Here is an 18,447-nt window from a genome sequence, read left to right on the forward strand (position 1 = left end):
CGCTAGGCGGCTTTCCATAGCCTTTAAGCACGAGATTGCTGCAGCGCCGCATTCGGTCCTGCCCCAGGGAGACCTTCACATCATGATCCGTTCCAGGCTGCTTTTGCTTGCCACTTCCGCCTGCGCCCTGGCGCTCACCGCATGTTCGGGCGGCAACGGCAACGCCAGCGCGCCTGCGGGCGATACTGTCTCGGTCGGTGTTCTCCAGTCCCTGACCGGCACCATGGCGATCAGCGAGATCACGGTGAAAAATGCCGAGATGCTGGCGATCGAGGAGATCAACGCGGCCGGCGGCGTGATGGGCAAGCAGATCAACGCCCTGGTCGAGGACGGCGCGTCCGATCCTTCCACCTTCGCGCAGAAGGCGTCGAAGCTGATCGAGAGCGACGGCGTTTCGACCGTTTTCGGCGGCTGGACGTCGGCCAGCCGCAAGGCGATGCTGCCGGTGTTTGAACGCACCAAGAACCTGCTCTGGTATCCGGTGCAGTTTGAGGGCAATGAATGTTCGCCCAACATCATGTATTCGGGCGCGCAGCCCAACCAGCAGGCGCTGCCCGCGCTGGAATGGGCGATGGCGCAGGGGCATAAGAGCTTCTTCCTGGTCGGCTCCGACTATGTCTATCCCCGCACCGCCAACCTGATCCTGAAAAAACATATCGAAAAGCAGGGCATGAAGGTGCTGGGCGAAGCCTATGTGCCGCTGGGCGGCACCGATTTCTCCGGTGTCATCGCCAAGATCGCGCAGGCCAAGCCTGCCATGATCATCAACACGCTTAACGGCGACAGCAATGTCGCCTTCTTCAAGCAGTTGCAGGCCGCGGGCATCAACACCAAGACGATGCCGGTCATGTCCTTCTCGATCGGCGAGCAGGAAGCGCAGGCGATGGGCGCCGGCCTGGTTGAGGGCAGCTATGCCGCCTGGAATTATTTCCAGAGCCTGCCCGGCGACGCCAACGCCAGGTTTATCGCCGCCTATAAGGCGAAGTTCGGCAAGGATGCGGCGATCACCGACCCGATGGTCCATGGCTATCTCGACGTCTATGCCTGGAAGGCGGCGGTGGAGAAGGCCAAAAGCTTCGACCCGCAAGCGGTGCGCAAGGCCGCGGCGTCGCTGGGCGGCTTCGACACGCCGATGGGCAAGGTCAGCTTCGCGGCCAACCAGAGCCTGGTGCAGAAGGCCTATATCGGCAAGCTGAAGGGCGACGGGCAGTTCGAGATCATCGCCGACAGCGGCAAGGACATCGCGCCGGAGCCCTATGACGCGCTCGCCTTCCCCGGCAAGACCTGCAAGCTGTAACAATGTCCCACAACCCCGTTCGGGCTGAGCCTGTCGAAGCCCTTCATCGAATGGAGCGAGATACCTTCGCTTCGCTCAGGCAAGTCCTTCGACTTCGTTCAGGACGAACGGATTTTTAAGCGCATGGATGCCCTTTTCCTCAACCAGCTGTTCAACGGCGCCTCGCTGGCTTCGCTGTATCTGCTCGCAGCGCTCGGCCTTGCACTCTCCTTCGGGCTGATGCGCGTCATCAACATGGCGCATGGCGAAATGCTGATGCTGGGCGGCTATCTCGCCTGGATGACGCTGCTCGTGGTGCCGGGCGCGCTTGGGATCATCCTGGCCATTCCGGTCGCTTTCGTTGGCGCGGCGGCGATGGGCGGCTTCATTCAATCCACCCTGATCCGTCGGCTGTCGGCGCGGCCGCTCGATACTTTGCTCGCGACCTGGGGCGTCAGCCTGATCCTGCAACAGGGCGCGCGCGACCTGTTCGGCGCGGTCGGGGTGGAGGTGCGCGCACCCGAATGGCTGACCGGCAGCTTCGTGGCATTCGGCGTCACATTGCCATCGGCGCGCCTGTTCATCATCCTGATTGCGGCGCTTGTGCTGGGCGGCCTGGCGCTGTTGCTGCTCAAGACCCGGATCGGGCTGCTGGTCCGCGCCGTCAATCAGGACCGGATGATGGCCTCCGCGTCCGGCATTGATGTGAAGCGGGTGGACTTCGCTATCTTCTGCTTGGGGTCGGGCGTCGCGGGCCTGGCGGGCGTGATGCTGGCGCTGCTCGGTCCGGTCACGCCCAATGTCGGGCAAAGCTATATCATCCCGGCCTTCCTCGTCGTCGTGATGGGCGGCCTGGGCAGCATAGTCGGCACGACCGCCTCGGCCATCATCCTTGGCCTGTTCGCTGCGCTCGCCCAGATTTTCGTCGATGTCAGCGTCGCGCAGATGCTGCTGCTCGTCTTCGTCATCCTCTTCATCCAGGTCCGCCCGCAAGGGGTGATCGCCGTAAAGACCCGCCAACTCGATGCCTGACCTGTCCCGCCTTGATCCGCTGAAGCCTGTCCTGCCCTGGCTGCTGCTGGCGCTCGGCCTCGTCGCGCCCTTCGCGCTGTCGGCTTATGACCTCAACCTGCTCGCCCGCTTCATGGCGATGGGCATTCTTGCGCTCGGCCTTGTCCTCATCTGGGGCCATGGCGGCATTTTGAGCCTGGGGCAGGGGGTCTTTTTCGGCCTGGGCGGTTACGCCATCGCCCTGCATATGAAGCTGGCGGACCTGCCTTCGGGCGAAATCCCCGACTTCATGGTGTGGAGCGGCCGGGACAGTCTGCCCTTCTGGTGGATACCCTTTTCCAGCCCCGCCTTCACCATCGCCGCGATCCTGATCGTGCCGACCTTGGTAGGCGCGCTCTTCTCCTGGGCGGTGTTCCACCGGCGCGTCGGCGGCACTTATTTCGCGCTCATTACCCAGGCGCTGGCGCTGGCCTTCTCCACCCTCATCATCAGTCGGCAGGATGTGACCGGCGGCTTCAACGGCCTCACAGACTTCTATTCCGTCTTCGGCTTCGGCCTCGCCAGCCCCGGAACCGGATCGGGCCTCTATTGGGTGACGCTGGCGGTCCTGTGCGTCGCCTTCATCGCTCTACGCTGGCTGCTGGCCTCGCGCTTTGGCATATTGCTGCGCGCTGCGCGCGATGGCGAGAATCGCGTGCGCTTCCTCGGCTACAGCCCCACGCCCTTCAAGGTCGTCGCCTTCGCCATCGCCGCGATGCTGGCCGGGATCGGCGGTGCGCTCTTCACTCTCCACGCGGGCGTCGTGTCGCCTGCCTTGATCGGCGTGGTCCCCTCGATCGAGATGGTCGTCTGGGTCGCGATCGGCGGCCGCTACAGCCTGGCGGGGGCGATCGTGGGCGCGCTGCTCGTCAATCTGGCGCGCGATGCCGTGTCGAGCGCCTTCCCTGAATTGTGGCTCTATCTGATGGGTGTGCTCTTCATCTTCGTCGTCACCCTGTTGCCACGCGGCCTTGCCGGTTTGGTCAAGGGGAAGGCGGCATGAGCGGTTCGGCGGTTTCCGACCTGCTGCTCAGCGTCGATGGCGTCACCATCGACTATAGCGGCTTCAAGGCGCTCGATAATTTCAGCATGACGCTCAATCGCGGCGAAACTCGCGTGGTGATCGGTCCCAATGGCGCGGGTAAATCGACGCTGTGCGATACGATCATCGGCCGCGTCCGCCCCAGCCAAGGGCGCGTCCTGTTCAAGGGCGAGGAAATCCAGCGCCTGCCCGAACAACAGATCGTCGCGCGCGGCATCTGCCGCAAGTTTCAGGCGCCCGGCGTGTTGCCGACGCTCAGCGTGCGCGACAATCTGGGGCTCGCCGCGCGGAAGGACCGGCGCTGGTGGAAGAGTTTTGGCGCCGGCATCCCGGCGGACGAAAAGCGGGCGGTGGAAGACGCGCTGGAAAGCGTCGGCCTGACCCATCGCGCCGGGGTGGAGGCCGGCACGCTCGCCCATGGCGAGAAGCAATGGCTGGAGATTGCGATGGTCATGGCGACCGGCGCGGAACTGTTGCTGCTGGATGAGCCGACCGCGGGCATGGGCCCGGCCGAAACCAGCCGCACCGCGCAGTTGATCCTGGGGCTGGGCGACAGCCGCACCGTTCTGGTGATCGATCATGACATGAGCTTTGTCGAACAACTCGCCGCGCCCGTCACCGTCATGCACCAGGGCAAGTTCTTGAAACAGGGTAGCATTGCCGAAGTCCGCGCCGACGCAGAAGTCGCCGCCGTCTATCTGGGCCACACCGCATGAGCGCGCCGCTGATCGAAATCGCCGCCCTGTCCAGCGCCTATGGACAGAGCCAGGTTTTGTGGGACGTCGATCTGACCTTGGAGCGGGGACAGGTGATGGCGTTGATCGGCCGCAACGGCGTCGGCAAGACGACGCTGCTGCACGCGATCATGGGCACGCACCCCACGGTTGGCGGCACGATCCGTTTCGACGGGCAGGAGATTGCGAAGCTGCCCGCCCACAAGCGCTCGCGCGCCGGCATCGGCTTCGTGCCGCAGGGGCGGCATGTCTTCCCGCAGCTGACCGTCATGGAAAATCTGGAGACGGGCCGGTCCGCGCTCGCTGGGAGGGGCAAAGGCGCGGCAAAAGTGCCCCAGCATATCTTCGACTTGTTTCCCAAGCTGTACGATATCCGCGGCCGCGCCGCCGGCTTCCTGTCCGGCGGCGAACAGCAGCAGCTGGCCATCGGTCGCGCGCTGGCCGGGGAGCCCAGCCTGCTGCTGCTCGACGAACCGACCGAGGGCATCCAGCCCAATGTCGTGCAGCAGATCGAGGCGGCGCTCGTCCATGTCCGCGACGAACTGGGCATGACCGTGCTGGTGGTCGAGCAATATCTCGACTTCGTCTGGCGCTTCGCCGACCGATACTGCGCGATGCAGAATGGCCGGATCATCCGCCAGGGCAGCATCGCCGTAGAGAGCGCGAAGGATGTCGCGCATCTGGTCCAGATTTAGCGGACCGGTGTCCAGGTCTGGGTCTTGCAGAAGAAGGCGATGCAGCCCTGCACCTTGAGCGTGCCGTTGCCGTTGCGGGTGAGCTTGGACGTATAGCTTTTACCGCTTTCGGGATCGTAGATCGTACCCTTCCAATGATCGCCGGCATCCTCGAACCCCGACAATAGCGCCAAGCCGACGAGCGGCTTCGATCGTAGCGCGGGATCAGGATTCTTGATGTCAGTGTGCGGCCGACCCGGTGTGGGCTTGACGATTTTTTCGATCCTGCCGCACACATCCCCGCCGCATGGCGCAATCTGGACGATCGCCTTGCCATCCACGGTTGCCCATCGGCCGGTAACCGGCTGGGCCGCCTGCGCGGGCATAGCGGCAAAGGCGGCGGTCAGGGTTGCGGTGGCGAAAATGGCCAGTTTCATGCGATCCACTCCTTGTGTTTGATGCAAGGATAAGCATGAAAAAGCCTGGCCGCCACCGCCTTTTTGAGGCGTGGCGGGCAGGCTTTTCGGGCGACGCTACGGCAGCGCCTGTCCCGCTCTCCAAAGTTTTTAGAATGCGGTGCTGATCGAACAGGCCGCCGGACCCAGGATGACGACGAACAGGGTCGGCAGGATGAAAAGGATCAGCGGCACCGTCATGATCGCGGGCAGGCGCGCGGCCTTTTCTTCGGCGCGCATCATACGTTCATGGCGGAATTCGGCTGACAGCACGCGCAGCGCGGAGGCGAGCGGGGTGCCGTATTTCTCGGTCTGGATCATGGTCGTGACCACGCCCTTGATCGCGTCGAGCTTCACGCGGGTCGCCAGATTTTCGAATGCCATGCGTCGTTCGGTCAGGAAGCTCAGCTCGATCGCCGTCAGCTGAAACTCGTCGCCCAGTTCGGGATAGGCCTTGCCCAGTTCGCGCGACACGCGATTGAAGGCGGCATCGACGGTCAGGCCCGCTTCGGCGCAGATGACCAGCAGGTCAAGTGCGTCGGGCAGCCCTTTGCGGATGGCGGCCGAGCGCTTTTGAACCTTGTTGTTGATATAGAGATCGGGCGCCTTGTAGGCGAGCAGCAGCGCTGCTGCGAAGGCGAAGAAGCGCTTCATCGGACCCCATTCGGGTTCGATGCCGACGCCATAGAGCATGATCGCGGCAAAGCCGCCGATCACGATCGGCAGGATCATCCGGCCGAAGATGACCGCGACGGCCCAGTCCTTGGATCGGATCCCGGCCTGCGCCAGGCGGATCTGCGCGTCTTTCAGTTGGTCGTCCTGGAGAACCTTCAGGCTCGACAGAAAGGACCGCATATTATCGGTCGTCTGATTCTTGCGGACCAGTTTTGCGCGGCGCTTGGCCGTCGATGCGGTGATGCCCGCTTTCAGCTGTTCGCGCCGATCGTTGAGCGCCTTGACGCGCTTGGCCATGGGGTCGCGCACGGTCATGACCGCATAGAGCGCGAACAACACGGCAAGGGTGGCCAGCGCGGCCAGCAGCGTGCCGAAATCGGTTGCCGTCAGGCCAAAGAGCGTGCCGGCTGGGGCAGGGGCGTCCATATTTCTTATCCCTTCCCGATCAGATTTCGAAGTTGACCATCTGCGCCATGATAAAGGCGCCGATGCCCATCCAACACATGCCGCCAATGCCGATCACCTGCATCGTTCCTAGCCCGAAAATGCCCGCCGGATCGGGGGTGAAGAAGGGACTCATATAGTTGAAATTGATGTAGCAAATCATGCCGAACACGAGGAAAGGCAGTACGCCGATGATATAGGCGGACGCCTTCGATTCCGACGACATGGCCCGGATCTTCAGCTTCATCTGCGCACGCTGGCGCAGCACTGTGGCCAGGTTGGAAAGTGTTTCGGCCAGGTTGCCGCCCGTTTCCCGCTGGATCGCCAGGGTGATGACGAAGAACTGGAATTCGGGCGTGCCCAGACGGTCAGCGGTTTCCTGGAGCGCCTGCTCCATGGTCCGGCCGATCTTGATGCGTTCGGTGATCAGCTTGAATTCCTCGCCAACCGGTCCGGGAATTTCGCTTGACACGATGCCCAGTGTTTCGGCGATCGGCAGACCCGACCGCAAGCCGCGGGTCAGCAGTTCCAACGCATCGGGAAATTTGGCATTGAATTTCTGGACGCGCTTGTTGATCAGCCGCCCGACCCACCAGTGCGGCAGGCCAAGCCCGGCGGCGAGGCCGAACATGACGGCGAACAGGAAGGGGAAGCCGCGAATCATCAGCAACGCCGACAGCAGCAGGAATATGCCTGCGCTCGCCGTCATATATTGGCTGAGCGTCCATTTCTTGCCGGTCATCTTCAGACGCTTGGTCAGATTTTCCGGGTTCGGAATCAGCGACACCAGCATCTTGGCTTCGACGCCGGTCGCGCGATTGGAAATGACCTTGCGCATCCGCGCTTCCAGCAGCGCTTCGGCGGATTCGCTGTGACGGCCGCGGATCATCGCGACGCGGCGTTTGCGCGCCTTGTCCGGCGACGGACCGGCGAACGCGACCACGCCCAACCCCAGCAGGGTCGCGATCAGCACCGTTATCAGGATGAAATTACCGTCCATCTCGTCGCCTGTCTTTTAAGAAGCCGCGCCGCCGATGAGCGGCGGCGCACGCGATCAATTGTCCAGCGCAGCTTTTTCCTTGCGGCGCGACGGCATCATCGACCGGAAGTCGCCGATCTTGCCGAGCAGGGAGTCGCCCTTCCTGCGTGCGCCCTTCGGCGCCGCGGCCTCATCCTCGCGGTCGGCAGCGCCGAGCACCTCGTCCAGCAAGCTGGCGCAGGCCGCACCGACCTTGCTGCCCTTGGCAGTTTCGGCCAGCGTCTTGCCCAGCTTCGCCGCCTGCGATGCGATCCGCAGGTCGAACGGCACGATCACGTCCACCTTGCGTTCGATCGATTGCTCGAAATCCTTGCGGCTGATCTCAGGCGCGCCGGGATGGACCCGGTTGGCGACTACCAGCACGCGCGTCTGCGGCGCGTTGGTCTTCAGCCAGGACAGGATGCGAATCGTGTCGCGCGCCGCCGCCAGCGTCAGTTCCGTCACGACCAGCGTCACGTTGACGTCGGCCATCAGGTGCGGATGCTGGATCAGCATGTTGCGCGGCAGGTCCATGACGCTGCATTCGAAGGCGAGGCGGAATTCTTCCAGCAACTGGTAGAAGGCGCCGCCATCGGTCATCATCGGCTGGCTGATCGGCGCTTCGGCCGACAGGATCGCCAGCGTGTCGCTCGCCCGCACCATGGCGCGTTCGATGAACAGGCCGTCGATGCGGCTTGGGTTTTCGATCGCGTCGGTCAGGCCGCGGCCCGGCTCCAGGTCCATGGCCAGCGCATTGGTGCCGAAATGAACGTCGAGGTCGAGCAGCGCGGTCGGGCGCTTCTTCTTTTCCGCCAGCATCCAGGCGAGCGAGGTTGCGATGCTGGACGCGCCCACGCCGCCGCGGGTGCCGATCACGGCCATGGTGGCGTGCGGGCGTTCCGGCGCGGCGTCGCGCGGCGCCATGAACACGGCCTGCGCCTGGGCCAGCGCGTCGCGGAGCTGGTCTGCACCGAAGGGCTTGAGCAGATAGTCCTGAATGCCGCTGGCGACGAGGTCGCGATAGAGGCGCACGTCATTGACCTGCCCCGCCGCGATGACCACCGTGCCGGGCTCGCAGACTTCCGCGAGGCTGTTGATATCGTTCAGCGGATCGCCGCTTTCGGACATGTCGACGAACAGAATCTGTGGGCTGGCGGTGATTGACAGGCTCTGCACCGCGTTGCGCATTCCGCCCTTGTTCACCTTTTCCGGCGCCCAGCCCAGTTCGGCGGCGACGGCGCGCAGCATGTCGAAGCTATGATCGTCGCAGACGAAGGCATGGAAGGGGTCGCGTGGCCCGGTAGCGCCGGGTTTCCAGGGTGCGTTCATCTTATTGCCCTCCCGCCGTCATCTGCTTGAGGTCGCCAGCGCCGGTCGGCGCCTTGTCGCGATAGGTAGAAATGGCGCGGTTCGATGTCGCCGTGCGCAGGTCGCTGTCGGTGCCCTGGCCACGGACCAGATCTTCGGGATTGGCGACCATGGCGGCCAGGTTGCTGTTGACGCCGCAGCCGAAATTGGAGCTGGTGCCGAGACTCGGATCGGTTTCCTGCTTGCCGCTCCAATCGGGGCAACCCGGCACGCTGGCCGTGGCGCGGCGAACGATCAGGCGGACGCTGCCTGCCGGCGCGGCGCCGGCGACGGCCGAACTGTCTTCGGTCACCAGCAGGCCGTGGCGGGCGACGACATCGGCGACCCCATCCCGCATCGTCGGACTGAAATAGGCGCCGTCGGTGACGATCGCCACCTGGTCGCCATAGCCAAGGCCGATCGAGCCGAACCAGTCGTTCAAGCGGCGCGCTTCATAGGCGGTCATGCCGCCGTCCGATCCCGCCTGCACATCGAACGTGTAGGCGGCGTAGCTGACGACCGGCTGATGAAGCGATTCCACGCTGCGGTTCGGCGTGTCAGTGACGCATCCGGCGAGCGGCAAGGCCAGAACGGCCAGGGCGCTCAGCATTTTCATGGATAGACTGGTCTGGAGATGGGAGGTCATGTCGTGTCGTCCTTCCGTCAGAAACTGAAACCGGGGGCCACGGCGCCGGGCTTGCCCGGTTTGGCGGCGACCGGGGGCAGGGCGGCGGCGGCTTGCGGGCCGGGCGTCGGCATCGGCGAACCGGGTGCGCGGGTCGGCATCTTGCCGCGTGCGCCGCTGACGCCATCGCTGCCCTGCTGGATGAACAGGCCTTGCGCTTCGGTGGCGGCGCGGAAGCCGTCTGTCGGCAGGCGCACGTCCGATGCATTCATCGGTTTGACCAGATAGGGGGTGACGACGATGACCAGTTCGGTTTCGGACCGCTGGAAGCTGCGCGATTTGAACAGGCTGCCCAAAATCGGCAGTTCGCCCAATAATGGCACCTTATTGACGGTGTTGCCCGTTTCGTTGTTAAGCAGGCCTGCGATCATGAACGCCTGACCCGAACCCAGCTCGACGGTGGTTTCCGCAGTGCGGCTTTTGAGCGCGGGCACGTCGGTGTTGATCGAAAAGTCCAGGCTCGACACGGTCGGGCGGACCCGCAACGAAATGCGGCCGTCAGCCAGCACCGTCGGCGTAAAGGCCAACTGCACGCCATATTGCTTGAATTCAATGCTGTTGCCGTTGTTGGCGCCATTGTTGATCGTGTAGGGATATTCGCCGCCGGCCAGGAAACTGGCGGTCTCACCCGACAAGGATGTAAGGTTGGGCTGCGCGAGCACCGTTGCAAGGCCGCTCGATTCCGCGAGGTCCAAAGCGCCGGCAATGTCCAAGCCAAACAGCCTCGCCACGCCGCCCAGGCTGTAACCACCGTCGGCCGGCGTCGTGAAGGTTCCGCCGCCATTTTCGTTAAATTCAACGAAATTGCGCGAGCCGCCACCGATAAAGCCAGCGGTACTGCCGCCGCTGCGGTCAATGCTTGAAAAGTTGGTGCCGATCTTGTGGCCGATATCCTTGCTGACTTCGGCGATCTTGACCTGCAGCATCACTTGCAAGGGGGTCGCCATCCGCAGGCGGCTGACCACGGTCACTTCCTTGCCGACGAAGGCCTGCGTCAGACGCTCGGCCTCAGCCGCGTCTTCCGGCGCCTTGATGGTGCCGGTCAGCAGGACCATGCCGTTCATCTTGTTGACCGCGATGTTTGCGTCGGGCATCGCCAGGCGGAGCATATCATCGATGCTGGTCAGGTTATTGCCGACGCGGACCGTCCCCGAAAACAGCACCTTGCCGTTGGGCGCGGTGGCGAAGACGGTGGTTTCTCCGGCTTTCTTCGCGATCAGATAAAGCTGGTTCTGCGAACGGACATGAACGTCGACCACATCGGGGTCGGCGATCACCACGTCCGACATTTTGGACGGCAGGTTGACGACCCGGCTGCCACCGACCGACATCAGGATCGCATTGTCCTGATTGCTGGACGGCGCGGCGTTGAGGGCCGTGGTGGGCGCTGCGATCGTAGCGATCGCAAGGCCAAAGGCGATCGCGGGAGCGGCAAGCCGCGGAGCGCGATTGTGCAGGCTCTTCATCTTACTTCCCCCCGACCGGAACTTCGGTCACGTTAGTGCCGCGGGCCACGCGGATCACCGGCCCCTTGAAGGCGACGGTGCCTATGGGCGCACCATTGGCGGCCACCATCGGCGACATCGGCGCTTCGGCCTTTGCCGGGACCGAGCTGCGCTGGTAGCGCGACACGTCGGCGCCGGTCGAATAGGTGGAGCCGCGATCGACGGGGCGCGAGGCGAGCTTCGCAATGATCGATTTTTCGGCATTGGGATTGGCGCCGTCGGGCAGATCCACGTCGGTTCCCGCAATGGCGGCATCCAGATCCGACGCGGTGTCCGCGATCGACCGGAGCGACATCGACAGCGATCCGATGGTCTGCGAAACCGCGATCTTCTCGGCGATCTTGGGCGTCACTTCGATGGTGACGTTGGAATAGGTGCGCACTTCGGGTTTGCCGTCGGCGCCCATCGCATCCATGCGCTGGTCGGTGGCGAGCACGCGCAGGTTGCGCAGGATGGTTTCGGAAACCCGCAGCGGATCGCCATCGCCGCCGCCATTGACGCTCTGCGTCAGGACAAGGTCGATGCGGTCGCCCGGAAAGACGAAGCCTGCGACCGAGCTTTGCGCCGACACGGGCACCGTCACGGCGCGCATGCCAGGGCCGAGCGCAGCGGCCAGGAAGCCGCGATCGCCGGGCTTGACGATGCCGCCCTGCGTCAGCGGTTGTCCGGCCGTGATGGCGGAGCGCACGACGCTGCCGGCCAGCTTGGCGGGATCTGCCTGACCCTTGAGATAATAGGCCTGTTCGATGAGATCTTTCGGCCAGGGCTGAAAACGGAAGCTTTCCGCGTCCAAAATGGTGCCCACGGGGAGAGCCTTGGTCGCCACCAGCACATGGGGCTGGTCGGCTTCATTCGGCATCGCCGCAGCGTTCACCTGTGGCGCGCTCGACGAACTCAACATGCTGCGCGCAAGCAAGGCTGTAGTGACCGCTATGATAAGCGCCCCCACCAGCAGCACGATCTTCTTAGCATCCATGACGAAATTCGCCTCCCTCAAATGGGTGCACTGCCCCCAGTGCCCCACTCATCACGCAAAATGGTTAAGATATCGTTCGCCAAGCAACCACAGGGCTGCGATCGAGATGGCGACGCCATAAGGAATTTCAGGCTGTCCCAGCCTTTTGGTCATCCGGTGATGGATGACCGTGACGATCGTCACCAGGCCGCCCAGCATCGCCATCAGGACGATCAGGGACAGCACGGCCTGCCATGGGAACCATAGCGCCAAAGCGCCAAGCAGCTTGACGTCGCCGCCACCCATCATGCCGGCTGCGAACAGCGCGGCGAAAAGGGCGAAAACGATCGCGCCGACCACCAGTTGCACGGCGACGCCGGGCCAGAGGTCGAGGCCGCTGGCCAGCCACCACAGGGGCGCCAGCGCCGCGACCGTCAGGTTCAGGCGGTTGGAAATGATGCGGGACCGCAAATCCGTGATCGCCGCCGCGATCAGCAGCGCGCCCAAAGCGCCTATCAGCGCCAATCGGAAAATTTCCCCGTTCATGGGGCTTATCCCCTAGACCATATGGCTTACCAAAGCTTTACCAAGAAGGCAGGTTTTTGGCGCGTCTCCACGGATCGACCCGCAAAACCTCCGCTATTTGAATCAATATCATAGCGGTCGGACGCAAAACCAAAACGGGCCGAACCAGCGCGCCAACGCTGTCCGGCCCTAACCACAATCGCATAGGAGGCGACCATGGCTGAGTTCAGCAAAATAGAATGGACTGACCACACGTTCAACCCATGGATCGGTTGTACGAAGGTCAGCCCGGCGTGTGACAATTGCTATGCCGAAAACCTGATGGACACGCGATACGGCCGGGCCAAATGGGGCGCAGGTGAAGCGCGCGTTCGGACGGCGGCAAGCAACTGGTCGCAGCCAAGAAAATGGGACCGCCAAGCGGCTAAGGCGGGAGAGCGACCGTTCGTGTTCTGCGCTTCTTTGGCCGATGTGTTCGACAATGAGGTTGATGTGGTCTGGCGGCGCGACCTGTTCAAGCTGATCGAGGAGACGCCTAACCTTGTATGGCTGTTGCTGACCAAACGTATCGGCAACGTCATGAAGATGACGGGCGGCGTCTTGCCGATCAATGCGGCGATCGGGGCCACAATGCCCAACCAATTCGAATATGACCGCGACCGCATGAAGCTGGCAGAGGTGAAGCGGGAAGCGCGTCCGCTATTCACGTTCGGCAGCTTTGAGCCGATGCTTGGTCCTATCATTCTCGACTGCAACGCGCCGGACTGGATCATCGTTGGCGGAGAAAGCGGCCAGAAAGCGCGGCCGATGGATCTGGATTGGGCGCGATCGATGAAGCGCCAAAGCGACGATCTGGGCCGCGTGTTCAACTTCAAGCAGGTTGGCGGACGTGGCGGCGACAAGGGCGGCCATGAACTGGACGGTCGGATGTATTTCAACCGGCCCACTGTCGCCCGCCTTACCGGGGAGGCTGGCCGTGGGTGAGCGAACGATAGCCCGATCCGATGCCAAGCTGATAGCTGAGGCTGTTTCCGAGTGCGCCGACAAGGCGCTGGTGTGGAAAGAGCGGGCGCTTTCAGCTGAGGCGATCTTGGCCCACTTTGTCGACTGGATAGATAAGGCGGACGCGCCAGATGATGACGCGCAATATCTCAACGGTGAGCATCCTGAGCAGCGGGCGAAGGGTCGCGATGGATGGGACGACATTCGTGAGATTGCTGAGGATGCACGCACCCACCTCAAAGGAGACACAGCCCATGTCAGGTGAGAAGGGGAGGGATGGCTAATGCAGACATATATCGTCAAACTGAAACCGCCGAGCGTCGAGGAGTGGCGCACATGGGTGCAGATGGGCTATCTCGGCTCATACGATCACTATGCGGCGCAGGCAGCTATCACAGCGGGCGACCGCATGTTCATCCACGGCGACCTTGGCCCGCATTGCACAGAATGTTCAGCGCCGGGCGAAAACCTATGCGACTATCCGGTAGGCGACGGCAAAACCTGCGACCGGCACTTGTGCGACGAGCATAGCAAGGGGGTGGCGGCGGACATCCATTATTGCCGCGACCACTGGCTGATGTGGATGGACTATCTCGGCAGTCAGCGCGGCTATGAAGTGCTGAACAATGTGACCCCGATGCGTGGCCTCCCCTCCGCGCCCACCGTGCGAGAGGGGTGACATGCAACGTCAACGCTTCCGATTAATTCAGGGTGGCATCCCCGTCGCTTGGGCTGAGGGCGGCCAAGCGCTAACGGAGATCCAGCATTATGCTGCCGTCTAACGCACCGTCATCGGACAAATCCGCGCCATAGCCGCCGTAGCGAGCTGGGCCGCAATGCGCGCTGTGTCGCAGGTGGCGTAGGGCTGGAGCGTGGTGCAGCCGGTTAGCAGGAGGAGGATGGGGAGCCATGCGATTATAGCGAGCGGGACGAAGGCCAGGCGGATCATCGCATCCCTTTCCAAAACACATTGGCCACGATCGCAGCGCAACCCACGCCGATCGCCGCCGCCATGAACAGGCCGACGAAGATGCCTTTTGCGAGGTCGGGGGTCATGGCTGCTGGTCCACAGGTACAGGCTTTCCGGGAGGCTGGTCGATCACGACCGGCTGCGGGACATCACCGAGAGGGGACGACTGGCCAAGCTGCGTTCCAAGCCGCTCGACCTGGCGATTGCTGGACAGCGCCACGACGGCAGAAATGACATCGCCGATCTTGAGCAGCGCACCCGTTGCCATCGCGACAAGGACGTTTTCCGCCCAATTGGGGATGCCCTCAGCGCCAGCCGGGACAGGATCGACGTTGAATATGCCGATGACGATGGCGAACAGTACCGCCACAAGGCCAGCGCCAACCGTGAACAGGACTGCGCGATCGGGGAGCCAGTCGCGGCTCATGTCAGCGCCCCCACCCGATTTGCGATCCAGCCATAAGCAAAAGCCTCTTGGCTCTGCGATGCCTCCGCAATCTCGACGTAGCGAGCGCACTGGAGTCCATCAAGCGCCTTCCGCAGCACTTCACCCCCCGCCACCCCGCGCTTGGCCATGTAGGCTTTGAGGGCGGCCAGCGTCATAGGGCCGACATTGCCGTCTACTGTGAGGTCGGGATAATCGACCGCGCCGCGATTCAGCACATTGAGCGCGCGTTGCAGAAACTTGCCCGCCGCCCCGGTCCCCATGTTGATCCCGGTATCGAACAGTTCGTCGCCGATCGCTGGGCATAGCGCGGCCACCTGATCGAACTTCGGGCCGGTCCAGTAACGCGTCTTATAGATGTTGACGGCGGCCGAACGCGGCAGGGCTTGCATATCGCCAGCATAGCCATAGGCGCGGGCAACCTGCTGCGTGATGCCCCAATTGGTCGGGCCGCCGCGATCGTTCGGATGGTTCACATAACCGCCTTCGCGGCGGATCACCTCGTCAATCTGCTTGTCGATGGTCATATCATTCCCCTCCCATCGGCCGCTTGCCGGACGCGACGTCCTGCACGAAGCGTTCCGCGCTCAATTCGGTCTGCATTTCCTCGCGGATGATCGCTTTCCGCCGCGATGCCTCATCGGCAATCAGGGCGTCCACCTGGCGCATGAACCGCTCTGTGTAGAGTTTGACGATACGGTCGGCGCACACGGTCGCCGCAGCGGTTAGGAGCGCCGAACCCTCGCCTTTGACGCCAGCCTGCGTAATCACCCAATAGGCGATCAGGGCGACCATCGGCAGGATCAGAAGATCCGCGAAAACCAGCACCGGCCTGATCCGAACGCCCTGTTTCAGCAGCAGCGCATATTTGGCGGCGAACCCGAACGTGAGGCCAATCCATATCCACCCGTAGCGGTCGATTGCCGCCTCAAACCATGGCGACATTCCAGCGCCTCCCTTTTGTGATGCCATGCTGGCGCTGATCGTCATTGCTCGCCACCTCCCATCAGCCATTGCGCGGCGGTTGGTTCGTCGGTCATGGCTGCGCCTCAAGACCGCCATCGGCGCGGGTGGACACAGCCTCGTCGGCATAGGTCGCGCCGTCTGGAACGGGGTTGTGGATGACCACATCGCCCTCCTCCAGCGTCTCGGCCATCAGATCCCATTCGTCGTGGTTCATTGACGGCCCTTTCGACATGGCTCTGTCATCATCCGGCTTCGGCATGATGTGCCGCCCCATTCATCGCCCCGCCATCCCCGCCTGATACCCAGGCACAGGGGCGGCGGCCCACCTCACGAAGGACTGCTTGGGCTGTCGCAACATCACCGGATCAATCTCGCCGCTCGGAGCGAAACGATCAGTTCATTGAGCTTTGCTCGCGCTTCGGCGTCCACGGTCGCGCCCCCGGTCGGCACGCCCACCGACGCGCCACGGCTAAACGGCAAGATGTTTGACCCGGCACTATCCAATACCGCCCCGGCATAACTTCCCGTCGCACGCGCTGAGACGATGCGGGCCGTGCCATTGACGGTATCAACAATCCGCATAGCTGAGGTTGTCGATGTGTCATGATGCATAACGGCAGACCCAACATAGACGCTATCCGGTGTTCCGGCGAATTGCGCTGCATATGTCGTGCCGCAATTTTTGCTCTCAAAGCTGTCCGCGTGAAATGTATGAGCGGTCGAATAAAGACCGAATTGCTCGGTATCTTCCGTATAAATCCGGCCATAGCGTGCTGAAAGGCGTGCGCCGGATCCCAGCATCGAAACGCCCATCACACCGGCCCGATATACGCTGGCGGACCCAATATCGAGGTCTATCGTCTTGCCCTCTGCGCCTGCTTCGATACCTAATCCCGATATATCGGCAAAATAGCTTGTGCCGATTTTGACGCGACCGCTGTGTTTGATAGACAAGCCGGTCCCGCCGCCGAAATTTGTGACCGTAAGAATCCCAATCTGAAGCAACTCAAAATCGGCGTTCGACCATACGCAAGGCGATCCCGAACTTATCCCAGCGTGATCGTTGTTGGAAACCGCCTGCCCAATGATGATCTTTTGACCCGGCGAACCAGCCACCTTGAACGAACTGATGCCGTTGTCGCGTGTGGAGATGCTGTTGACGGTCGCTGCGCCGGAGGCAAAATCTATCCCGAAGCCGTTGTTGGCCCGACCGTTTTCGTGCGAAATCACGCGGTCCAGAGTGATGACCGTGGGGTCGGTGATAGTCGGGCAGGCGATGCCGATGCCCTGCGCGCTCGTTGTCAATCCCGGACGATTACCGTTATCGAAAGTGACCAACGTACCGCCGTCAAAATCGGTAGGCGCACCCGCGATCAGAACACCATGCTTCGTGAAGCCGTGCGTCCAGATTTTACCGAACCCGCCGCCATTTTGCGAATGTGAGCGGAAGCCGACCGTCGAGGTGGCGTCGTCGCCAGTCGCGGTTCCGCCGTAAAAGCGCATCTGATCTACGAGAAAATTATGCGGCCCCTCGACTGCGCCGCCGCCATATGGATCACCGGGCGCGGCAACACTCAAGACGGCGCGCTGATTGCCGACGCCGCCCGAATAATCGCCCATGAGGCACAGACAGGTTTCGTAGCCTTGTCCGAGGAATGTCACGTTGTCGGCGCGACGATCGGGGAATAGAGGTGTGGTGAAGAAATTGCCCTTGCCTGCCAAAACCGTCTTCGCGCCGCTATGAAGGGCGCGCAGGATCATATCGCGATTGTCAAAAGCAGGATTGTTCGCCTCCGCTCCGAACTGCTCAATCCAAACCGTTCGGCCAAGGATTTTTGCGAGGGTTTCTGGTACAGCGTCCGCATAAGGCGCGCGGTAGGCCATCAACGCTGCGCCCTTGTCCGGGTCGGGGGAGGCGAGGGCGGCGGTGGTGGCCTCTGTATAAAGCAATTCCGACCCACCCGAGGTCCGCTTGCGCACATCGGAAAGACCGTCGTGCACCCACTTGAAGATCGTCCCGACCGAAACCGCAGCCTCGGCATCAGCGAGCGTTCCGGTGGCGAAGATGTTTTGCGGCAGGATGAGGCTTGCGGCTTGGTCCCGCGCGACGGCAGCGGCGAGGGCGTCTGCACTCGCGGATGCGGCGGATGCTTCGGCGTCGTCGGCACTGGCGGATGCGGCGTCAGTCTTGGCGTCGAGTTCAGCTCGGTCATCACTGGTCAACCCCGGCCCGCGCAGCCCGCGCGCGCGATCACGAATAGGCGTTTGCATGCTCATGTGCGGTCCACTCCAGGTTCGAGGTAGAAGCCGCCAGCCCAGAGGAGGTCTTGCGCCTCGTCCGAGTAGGTCAGCTTGATTTCGTATTCATATCGGTCGGCCTCACCGACCTCGGGTTTGTTCAGGCCGGTTGGCAGAGCAGCGAGCGTGGCTTTGACGATCTTTGGCTCAACGGTGAGTGTGCGCAGTGCCGGGTCGGTTTCGTGCGGGGCGTCCGAGAAGGTCACGTCCACGTCTTCCGCGAGGGGCGCATCGGGCGCGCCAGCATAGAGACGAACCTGCATCGAGGCGGTGGCACCTGTCAGCGGCAACTCTGCGCCCGAATAGTCAAGTTCCAGCACCGGCGCGAAGTCGAGGTTTCGCGCCGCGTATAGATCGCGGGTGATTGTCATGATGGCTCCG

Annotated in this window: 22 protein-coding genes; 8 read left to right on the forward strand and 14 right to left on the reverse strand. The window is 62.8% G+C overall.

Going from position 1 to position 18,447, the window contains the following annotated elements:
* Window positions 1–82 precede the first annotated feature (82 nt).
* From urtA to urtE, 5 genes are all read left to right on the forward strand, one after another.
* Window positions 83–1,297 carry an urea ABC transporter substrate-binding protein gene (gene urtA / locus sphantq_RS14610; RefSeq protein ID WP_272798825.1) on the forward strand — a complete coding sequence of 405 codons (1,215 nt, stop codon included), beginning with the start codon at window positions 83–85 and terminating at the stop codon, window positions 1,295–1,297.
* Between the two features lie 123 nt (window positions 1,298–1,420).
* Window positions 1,421–2,308, forward strand: coding sequence for an urea ABC transporter permease subunit UrtB (urtB, locus tag sphantq_RS14615; protein WP_066600906.1), 888 nt, complete (start codon window positions 1,421–1,423; stop codon window positions 2,306–2,308).
* On the forward strand, window positions 2,301–3,329 hold the full coding sequence (gene urtC, locus sphantq_RS14620) for an urea ABC transporter permease subunit UrtC (protein WP_272798826.1): 1,029 nt from the start codon (window positions 2,301–2,303) through the stop codon (window positions 3,327–3,329). Before urtB ends, urtC begins: the two co-directional genes overlap by 8 nt.
* On the forward strand, window positions 3,326–4,084 hold the full coding sequence (locus sphantq_RS14625) for an ABC transporter ATP-binding protein (RefSeq protein ID WP_272798827.1): 759 nt from the start codon (window positions 3,326–3,328) through the stop codon (window positions 4,082–4,084). Before urtC ends, sphantq_RS14625 begins: the two co-directional genes overlap by 4 nt.
* On the forward strand, window positions 4,081–4,797 hold the full coding sequence (gene urtE, locus sphantq_RS14630) for an urea ABC transporter ATP-binding subunit UrtE (RefSeq protein WP_272798828.1): 717 nt from the start codon (window positions 4,081–4,083) through the stop codon (window positions 4,795–4,797). The genes sphantq_RS14625 and urtE overlap by 4 nt, the downstream gene beginning before the upstream one ends.
* Here the strand turns inward: urtE and sphantq_RS14635 are convergent.
* The 8 genes from sphantq_RS14635 to sphantq_RS14670 form a co-directional block, all read right to left on the reverse strand.
* Window positions 4,794–5,213, reverse strand: a complete 420-nt coding sequence (locus sphantq_RS14635; RefSeq protein WP_066600911.1) for a DUF2147 domain-containing protein — start codon at window positions 5,211–5,213, stop codon at window positions 4,794–4,796. The two genes, urtE and sphantq_RS14635, sit on opposite strands and share 4 nt — an antisense overlap.
* A gap of 129 nt (window positions 5,214–5,342) precedes the next feature.
* Window positions 5,343–6,332 carry a type II secretion system F family protein gene (locus sphantq_RS14640; protein ID WP_129925378.1) on the reverse strand — a complete coding sequence of 330 codons (990 nt, stop codon included), beginning with the start codon at window positions 6,330–6,332 and terminating at the stop codon, window positions 5,343–5,345.
* Between the two features lie 19 nt (window positions 6,333–6,351).
* The gene (locus tag sphantq_RS14645) at window positions 6,352–7,350 is read right to left on the reverse strand and encodes a type II secretion system F family protein (protein ID WP_066600915.1); all 999 of its coding nucleotides are present in this window, start codon (window positions 7,348–7,350) and stop codon (window positions 6,352–6,354) included.
* Between the two features lie 54 nt (window positions 7,351–7,404).
* Window positions 7,405–8,697 carry a pilus assembly protein CpaE gene (locus tag sphantq_RS14650; RefSeq protein ID WP_272798829.1) on the reverse strand — a complete coding sequence of 431 codons (1,293 nt, stop codon included), beginning with the start codon at window positions 8,695–8,697 and terminating at the stop codon, window positions 7,405–7,407.
* A 1-nt stretch (window position 8,698) separates the two neighbouring features.
* On the reverse strand, window positions 8,699–9,361 hold the full coding sequence (locus sphantq_RS14655; RefSeq protein ID WP_272798830.1) for a CpaD family pilus assembly protein: 663 nt from the start codon (window positions 9,359–9,361) through the stop codon (window positions 8,699–8,701).
* 17 nt (window positions 9,362–9,378) lie between these two features.
* On the reverse strand, window positions 9,379–10,866 hold the full coding sequence (locus tag sphantq_RS14660; RefSeq protein WP_129925381.1) for a type II and III secretion system protein family protein: 1,488 nt from the start codon (window positions 10,864–10,866) through the stop codon (window positions 9,379–9,381).
* Window position 10,867: 1 nt separating this feature from the next.
* The gene (gene cpaB / locus sphantq_RS14665; protein ID WP_129925382.1) at window positions 10,868–11,881 is read right to left on the reverse strand and encodes a Flp pilus assembly protein CpaB; all 1,014 of its coding nucleotides are present in this window, start codon (window positions 11,879–11,881) and stop codon (window positions 10,868–10,870) included.
* A 51-nt stretch (window positions 11,882–11,932) separates the two neighbouring features.
* On the reverse strand, window positions 11,933–12,406 hold the full coding sequence (locus tag sphantq_RS14670) for an A24 family peptidase (protein ID WP_066600921.1): 474 nt from the start codon (window positions 12,404–12,406) through the stop codon (window positions 11,933–11,935).
* A gap of 195 nt (window positions 12,407–12,601) precedes the next feature.
* Here sphantq_RS14670 and sphantq_RS14675 point away from each other — a divergent pair, with 195 nt between their 5' ends.
* Genes sphantq_RS14675 through sphantq_RS14685 form a run of 3 tightly spaced genes read left to right on the forward strand, consistent with a single transcriptional unit; the run spans window position 12,602 to window position 14,066 of the window.
* Entirely contained in the window at window positions 12,602–13,369 is a 768-nt protein-coding gene (locus sphantq_RS14675; protein WP_272798831.1) for a DUF5131 family protein, read from the forward strand.
* Complete coding sequence (locus sphantq_RS14680) at window positions 13,362–13,652, forward strand: hypothetical protein (RefSeq protein WP_272798832.1); 291 nt, start codon at window positions 13,362–13,364, stop codon at window positions 13,650–13,652. Before sphantq_RS14675 ends, sphantq_RS14680 begins: the two co-directional genes overlap by 8 nt.
* 18 nt (window positions 13,653–13,670) lie before the next feature.
* Window positions 13,671–14,066: a hypothetical protein gene (locus tag sphantq_RS14685; protein WP_272798833.1), complete on the forward strand. Its 396-nt coding sequence runs from the start codon at window positions 13,671–13,673 to the stop codon at window positions 14,064–14,066.
* A 373-nt stretch (window positions 14,067–14,439) separates the two neighbouring features.
* On the opposite strand, the gene sphantq_RS14690 is transcribed toward sphantq_RS14685, so the two are convergent.
* The 6 genes from sphantq_RS14690 to sphantq_RS14715 form a co-directional block, all read right to left on the reverse strand.
* Window positions 14,440–14,784, reverse strand: a complete 345-nt coding sequence (locus sphantq_RS14690) for a hypothetical protein (RefSeq protein ID WP_272798834.1) — start codon at window positions 14,782–14,784, stop codon at window positions 14,440–14,442.
* Window positions 14,781–15,329 carry a glycoside hydrolase family 108 protein gene (locus sphantq_RS14695; RefSeq protein ID WP_272798835.1) on the reverse strand — a complete coding sequence of 183 codons (549 nt, stop codon included), beginning with the start codon at window positions 15,327–15,329 and terminating at the stop codon, window positions 14,781–14,783. The genes sphantq_RS14690 and sphantq_RS14695 overlap by 4 nt, the downstream gene beginning before the upstream one ends.
* A 1-nt stretch (window position 15,330) precedes the next feature.
* Complete coding sequence (locus sphantq_RS14700; protein WP_272798836.1) at window positions 15,331–15,747, reverse strand: hypothetical protein; 417 nt, start codon at window positions 15,745–15,747, stop codon at window positions 15,331–15,333.
* Window positions 15,748–15,838: 91 nt separating this feature from the next.
* On the reverse strand, window positions 15,839–15,982 hold the full coding sequence (locus sphantq_RS14705) for a hypothetical protein (RefSeq protein ID WP_272798837.1): 144 nt from the start codon (window positions 15,980–15,982) through the stop codon (window positions 15,839–15,841).
* Between the two features lie 143 nt (window positions 15,983–16,125).
* Window positions 16,126–18,045, reverse strand: coding sequence for a hypothetical protein (locus sphantq_RS14710; protein WP_272798838.1), 1,920 nt, complete (start codon window positions 18,043–18,045; stop codon window positions 16,126–16,128).
* Window positions 18,042–18,437, reverse strand: coding sequence for a hypothetical protein (locus sphantq_RS14715; protein ID WP_272798839.1), 396 nt, complete (start codon window positions 18,435–18,437; stop codon window positions 18,042–18,044). Before sphantq_RS14715 ends, sphantq_RS14710 begins: the two co-directional genes overlap by 4 nt.
* Window positions 18,438–18,447: the final 10 nt, after the last annotated feature.

Source organism: Sphingobium sp. AntQ-1 (assembly GCF_028538045.1).
In the GTDB taxonomy this organism is placed as follows: Bacteria; Pseudomonadota; Alphaproteobacteria; order Sphingomonadales; family Sphingomonadaceae; genus Sphingobium; species Sphingobium cupriresistens.

Excerpts from the sequence above, each read along its gene's own strand:
- sphantq_RS14640 (WP_129925378.1), bottom strand. The coding sequence starts at position 6,332 with ATGGACGCCCCTGCCCCAGCCGGCACGCTCTTTGGCCTGACGGCAACC.
- sphantq_RS14690 (WP_272798834.1), bottom strand. The coding sequence starts at position 14,784 with ATGAGCCGCGACTGGCTCCCCGATCGCGCAGTCCTGTTCACGGTTGGC.
- sphantq_RS14695 (WP_272798835.1), bottom strand. The coding sequence starts at position 15,329 with ATGACCATCGACAAGCAGATTGACGAGGTGATCCGCCGCGAAGGCGGT.
- sphantq_RS14635 (WP_066600911.1), bottom strand. The coding sequence starts at position 5,213 with ATGAAACTGGCCATTTTCGCCACCGCAACCCTGACCGCCGCCTTTGCC.
- urtA (WP_272798825.1), top strand. The coding sequence starts at position 83 with ATGATCCGTTCCAGGCTGCTTTTGCTTGCCACTTCCGCCTGCGCCCTG.
- sphantq_RS14650 (WP_272798829.1), bottom strand. The coding sequence starts at position 8,697 with ATGAACGCACCCTGGAAACCCGGCGCTACCGGGCCACGCGACCCCTTC.
- sphantq_RS14705 (WP_272798837.1), bottom strand. The coding sequence starts at position 15,982 with ATGAACCACGACGAATGGGATCTGATGGCCGAGACGCTGGAGGAGGGC.
- urtE (WP_272798828.1), top strand. The coding sequence starts at position 4,081 with ATGAGCGCGCCGCTGATCGAAATCGCCGCCCTGTCCAGCGCCTATGGA.
- sphantq_RS14645 (WP_066600915.1), bottom strand. The coding sequence starts at position 7,350 with ATGGACGGTAATTTCATCCTGATAACGGTGCTGATCGCGACCCTGCTG.
- sphantq_RS14660 (WP_129925381.1), bottom strand. The coding sequence starts at position 10,866 with ATGAAGAGCCTGCACAATCGCGCTCCGCGGCTTGCCGCTCCCGCGATC.
- sphantq_RS14625 (WP_272798827.1), top strand. The coding sequence starts at position 3,326 with ATGAGCGGTTCGGCGGTTTCCGACCTGCTGCTCAGCGTCGATGGCGTC.
- sphantq_RS14675 (WP_272798831.1), top strand. The coding sequence starts at position 12,602 with ATGGCTGAGTTCAGCAAAATAGAATGGACTGACCACACGTTCAACCCA.
- sphantq_RS14685 (WP_272798833.1), top strand. The coding sequence starts at position 13,671 with ATGCAGACATATATCGTCAAACTGAAACCGCCGAGCGTCGAGGAGTGG.
- sphantq_RS14700 (WP_272798836.1), bottom strand. The coding sequence starts at position 15,747 with ATGTCGCCATGGTTTGAGGCGGCAATCGACCGCTACGGGTGGATATGG.
- sphantq_RS14655 (WP_272798830.1), bottom strand. The coding sequence starts at position 9,361 with ATGACCTCCCATCTCCAGACCAGTCTATCCATGAAAATGCTGAGCGCC.
- cpaB (WP_129925382.1), bottom strand. The coding sequence starts at position 11,881 with ATGGATGCTAAGAAGATCGTGCTGCTGGTGGGGGCGCTTATCATAGCG.
- urtB (WP_066600906.1), top strand. The coding sequence starts at position 1,421 with ATGGATGCCCTTTTCCTCAACCAGCTGTTCAACGGCGCCTCGCTGGCT.
- urtC (WP_272798826.1), top strand. The coding sequence starts at position 2,301 with ATGCCTGACCTGTCCCGCCTTGATCCGCTGAAGCCTGTCCTGCCCTGG.
- sphantq_RS14710 (WP_272798838.1), bottom strand. The coding sequence starts at position 18,045 with ATGAGCATGCAAACGCCTATTCGTGATCGCGCGCGCGGGCTGCGCGGG.
- sphantq_RS14715 (WP_272798839.1), bottom strand. The coding sequence starts at position 18,437 with ATGACAATCACCCGCGATCTATACGCGGCGCGAAACCTCGACTTCGCG.
- sphantq_RS14670 (WP_066600921.1), bottom strand. The coding sequence starts at position 12,406 with ATGAACGGGGAAATTTTCCGATTGGCGCTGATAGGCGCTTTGGGCGCG.